This window comes from Rhodococcus sp. R1101 (assembly GCF_000278445.1).
GTDB lineage: Bacteria > Actinomycetota > Actinomycetes > Mycobacteriales > Mycobacteriaceae > Rhodococcus > Rhodococcus gordoniae.
Window position 1 is genome coordinate 1 of the sequence record NZ_AJVB01000327.1, and the last position, 4,278, is coordinate 4,278.

Annotated in this window: 5 protein-coding genes; all 5 read right to left on the minus strand. The window is 69.8% G+C overall.

Translation table 11 applies throughout. From position 1 onward, the window contains the following. On the minus strand, nt 1-559 hold a 559-nt coding region (locus R1101_RS0117040), incomplete at its 3' end, for an argininosuccinate synthase domain-containing protein (RefSeq protein WP_016934575.1). 47 nt (nt 560-606) lie between these two features. Then, the gene (locus tag R1101_RS0117045; protein ID WP_016934576.1) at nt 607-1,116 is read right to left on the minus strand and encodes an arginine repressor; all 510 of its coding nucleotides are present in this window, start codon (nt 1,114-1,116) and stop codon (nt 607-609) included. Nucleotides 1,117-1,118: 2 nt separating this feature from the next. Further along, the gene (gene argF, locus R1101_RS0117050) at nt 1,119-2,048 is read right to left on the minus strand and encodes an ornithine carbamoyltransferase (RefSeq protein WP_020372505.1); all 930 of its coding nucleotides are present in this window, start codon (nt 2,046-2,048) and stop codon (nt 1,119-1,121) included. A gap of 2 nt (nt 2,049-2,050) precedes the next feature. Then, nucleotides 2,051-3,238 carry an acetylornithine transaminase gene (locus tag R1101_RS0117055; protein WP_016934579.1) on the minus strand — a complete coding sequence of 396 codons (1,188 nt, stop codon included), beginning with the start codon at nt 3,236-3,238 and terminating at the stop codon, nt 2,051-2,053. Continuing rightward, nucleotides 3,235-4,173 (minus strand): acetylglutamate kinase, encoded by a 939-nt coding sequence (argB, locus tag R1101_RS0117060; RefSeq protein WP_016934580.1) that lies wholly within the window; start codon nt 4,171-4,173, stop codon nt 3,235-3,237. Before argB ends, R1101_RS0117055 begins: the two co-directional genes overlap by 4 nt. Between the last annotated feature and the right edge of the window lie 105 nt (nt 4,174-4,278).

The window sequence follows — 4,278 nt, forward strand, 5'->3', positions numbered from 1 at the left end:
TCTCGACGGCGCGGCCCCACACGTTCTGATCGATGGAGAACGGCGAGCGCTTGGTGACGTTGATGGGAAGGCCGTGCTCCTCGGCGAAGGCGATGGCCTTCTCGCGGGTCCAGGCGTAGTCGCGGACCGGTGCGATGACCTGGAGGTCGGGAGCGAGGGCACCGAAGCCGACCTCGAAGCGGACCTGGTCGTTGCCCTTGCCGGTGCAGCCGTGCGAGACGACGGTGCCGCCGTGCTCGCGGGCGGCCTGCACGATGTGCTTGACGATCAGCGGGCGGCTGATGGCCGAGACCAGCGGGTAGCGATCCATGTAGAGCGCGTTGGCCTGGACGGTGGGCAGGCAGTACTCGTTGGCGAACTCGTCCTTGGCGTCGACGACGATCGATTCGACGGCACCGCAGTCGAGGGCGCGCTGACGCACGACCTCCATGTCCTCGCCACCCTGGCCGAGGTCGATGGCGACGGCGACGACCTCCTTGCCGGTCTCCTTGCCGATCCAGCTGATGGCGACGGAGGTGTCCAGCCCGCCCGAATAGGCGAGTACGACGCGTTCGGCCATTGTCTTTGTGCTCCTTTGTATTTCGACGTGCGTCTATGAGTGGTAGGTCAGGTGAGTGATTCGATTTTCGCGGCCAGTTCGGCTCCCGTCGTCGGTTCGCGGGCGATGACCGCGATGGTGTCGTCGCCGGCGATCGTTCCGACCACCTCGGGTAATGATGCCCGATCGAGTGCACTGGCCAGATAGTGCGCTGCCCCCGGCGGGGTGCGCAGCACGGCGATGTTGCCGCTCGAGTCGGTCGACACCAGCAGTTCACCGAGGAGACGGGACAGGCGGTCGGTGCCGCCGGTCACGCCGCGCACGGGGCTGCCGTCCTCCGGGACGACGTACACCCCCGCTCCCCCGTCGGCCCCGCGGAGCTTCACGGCCCCGAGTTCCTCGAGGTCGCGGGAGAGGGTGGCGGTGGACACCTCGATACCGTCCGCGGCGAGCAGAGCGGCGAGTTCGGTGTGGCTGCGCACGGGATGTGCGGCGAGCAGAGCGACGATACGGGCCTGCCGTGCCGCGCGTGTCGGCGCGCTCGCCGCGCTGTCCGCCTGGTTCGCCGCCGTGCTCACGGTCAGCTCCGGCTCTGCTCGAGCAGCCACACGAGCAGGGCCTTCTGCGCGTGCAGGCGGTTCTCGGCCTCGTCCCACACCACCGACCGCGGCCCGTCGATGACCTCGGCGGTGATCTCCTTGCCGCGGTAGGCGGGCAGGCAGTGCAGCACGATCGAGTCGGCGTCGGCGAGGGAGACGAGCTCGTCGTTCAGTTGGAACGGCCGGAAGGGGGCCTCGCGGTCCTTGCCGTCGTCCTCCTGCCCCATCGACACCCAGGTATCGGTGACGAGCACGTCGGCGTCGGCGGCTCCGGCGCGCGGGTCGTCGGTGACGGTGACGGTGCCGCCGGTCTGCTCGGCCCGCGCGCGGGTCGCGGCGACGACCTGCGGGTCGGGGGTGAATCCGGCCGGGGACGCGATGGTCACGTGCATGCCGGCGGTGACGCCGCCGAGCATGAGCGAATGCGCCATGTTGTTCGCGCCGTCGCCGAAATAGGTCATGCGCAGCCCTGCGGTGCTGCCCTTGCGCTCGCGGACGGTCTGCAGGTCGGCGAGGACCTGGCAGGGGTGGAAGGTGTCGGTGAGCGCGTTGACGACGGGCACGGTCGAGTGCGCGGCGAGCGTCTCGATGCGGTCCTGGCCGTAGGTGCGCCACACCACCGCTTCGGTGAAGCGGGAGAACATCCGGGCGGTGTCCTCGAGGGTTTCGCCCTTACCGATCTGGGTGGCGCCGGTGTCGACGACGATGGCGTGGCCGCCCAGCTGGGCGATGCCGGCGTCGAACGAGAAGCGGGTGCGGGTGGAGGTCTTGTCGAACAGCACGGCGACGCTGAGGGGCCCTTCGAGGGGGCGGCGGGACAGCGGTGCCTTCTTGAGTTCGGCGGCGAGTTCGAGTACCTCGGTCTGTTCGGCCGGGGTGAGGTCGTCGTCGCGCAGGAAGTGGCGGAGCACGGTCAGTTTCCTTCCCGGTCGGCGGTGTCGAGGATCGCGGGCAGCGCTGTCACGAAGCTCTCGGCCTGCGGTTCGGTGAGGATCAGCGGGGGCGCGAGACGGATCACGTCGGGGGCAGCGGCGTTGACGAGGAAACCGGCCTCGCGGGCAGCGGTTTCGACGGCCGGTGCCTTCGCGGCGGTGAGGACGATGCCACGCAGCAGCCCGGACCCGCGCACGTGCGACACGAGCGGATGCCCGATGTCCTCGATGCCGGCGGCGAGGGTCTTGCCGACGGCGTTCACGTGATCGAGCAGGTTCTGTTCGTCGATCGTGCGAAGCACCGCGAGTGCCGCCGCCGCGCACACCGGGTTGCCGCCGAAGGTGGTGCCGTGCTTGCCGGGCTGGAACAGCTCGGCGGCCGGGCCGGTCGCGAGAACGGCGCCGATGGGCAGACCACCGCCGAGGCCCTTGGCAAGGGTCATCACATCGGGGGTGATTCCCGCAGCCTGGTGGGCGAAGAAGGTGCCGGTGCGGGCGATGCCGGTCTGGACCTCGTCGAGCACGAGCAGGGCGCCGCGTTCGGTGGTGAGGCGGCGCGCGCCGGCGAGATAGCCCTCGGGCGGGACGACGACGCCGGATTCGCCCATGATCGGTTCGAGGAAGACGGCGGCGGTGTTCTCGTCGATCGCGGCGTCGAGCGCGGCGAGATCGCCGTAGGGTACGAACTCGACGCCCGCGGGCATCGGCTCGAAGGGCGCACGCTTGTCGGGCTGGCCGGTGAGGGCGAGAGCGCCCATGGTGCGGCCGTGGAAGGCCTTCTCGCACGCGACGATCTTCGGCCGTCCGGTGAGCCGGGCGATCTTGAACGCCGCCTCGTTGGCCTCGGTGCCGGAGTTGCAGAAGAAGGCGCGGCCCTCGTGACCGAAGTGCGCGAGGAGTTTCTCGGCGAGTTCGAGCACCGGCGGCGAGGCGTACAGGTTCGACACGTGGCCGAGCTGGTTCAGCTGCGCGGTCACGGCCTCGATGATCGCCGGGTGACGGTGGCCGAGGCTGTTGACGGCGATGCCGCCGAGCAGATCGAGGTACTGCTTGCCGTCGGCGTCGGTGAGCACGGCGCCGTCACCGGCGACCAGGGCGACCTTGGGCACGCCGTAGTTGTTCATCAGCGAACCCGCCCAGCGCTGCTGGAGGTCGGACGTGCCGGTCATGCGGGGCCTTCCTTCTCGGAGACCGGCACCACCATGGTGCCGATGCCTTCTTCGGTGAACAGTTCGAGGAGCACGGAGTGCGCTCGGCGGCCGTCGATGACATGCGCGCTGGGCACTCCGCCCTGCACGGCACGCAGGCACGCCTCCATCTTGGGGACCATGCCGGAGTCGAGCGACGGCAGCAGCGCGGTGAGGGCATCGGCGTCGATCCGGGAGGTGAGCGAGCCGCGATCGGGCCAGTTCGTGTAGAGGCCCTCGACGTCGGTGAGCACGACCAGCTTCTCCGCGCCGAGCGCTTCGGCCAGGGCCGCTGCGGCGGTGTCGGCGTTGATGTTGTGCACCACCCCGTCGGCGTCGGGCGCGATCGTGGAGACCACGGGGATACGGCCGGCGGCGATGAGGTCGAGCACCGCACCGGGGTCGACGGCGGTGACGTCGCCGACGAGACCGATGTCGGTGTCCTCGCCGTCGACGACGACCGTGCGGCGGGTCGCGGTGAACAGCCCGGCGTCTTCGCCGGAGGTGCCGACGGCGTACGGGCCGTGGCTGTTGATCAGGCCGACGAGTTCGCGGCCGACCTGCCCGAAGAGCACCATCCGCACGACGTCCATGACCTCGGGGGTGGTGACGCGGAAGCCGCCGCGGAACTCGCCTTCGAGGCCGAGGCGCTTCAGCATGGCGTTGATCTGCGGGCCGCCGCCGTGGACCACCACGGGGTGGATGCCGACGGTGCGCAGGAACGCCATGTCGGCGGCGAAGGCGGACTTGAGGGTGTCGTCGATCATGGCGTTGCCGCCGTACTTGACGACCACGATCTTGTCGCGGAACTTCTGCAGCCACGGCAGGGCCTCGGCGAGGACGAACGCCTTCTGGTGCGAGGTGAGGTCGGCGATCAGTGCGTCGGTCACGTCGTCTCCTGTGCTCGTGCCGGTCACGACGAGTACGCCGAGTTCTCTTCGACGTAGGCGTGCGAGAGGTCGGTGGTGCGGATGGACACCTGCGCGTCGCCGAGACCGAGGTCGATGTCGAGGGCGATGTCG

What these genes read in the sequence shown, in the direction of transcription:
- R1101_RS0117055 (WP_016934579.1), bottom strand. Translation starts at nt 3,238, where the DNA reads ATGACCGGCACGTCCGACCTCCAGCAGCGCTGGGCGGGTTCGCTGATG.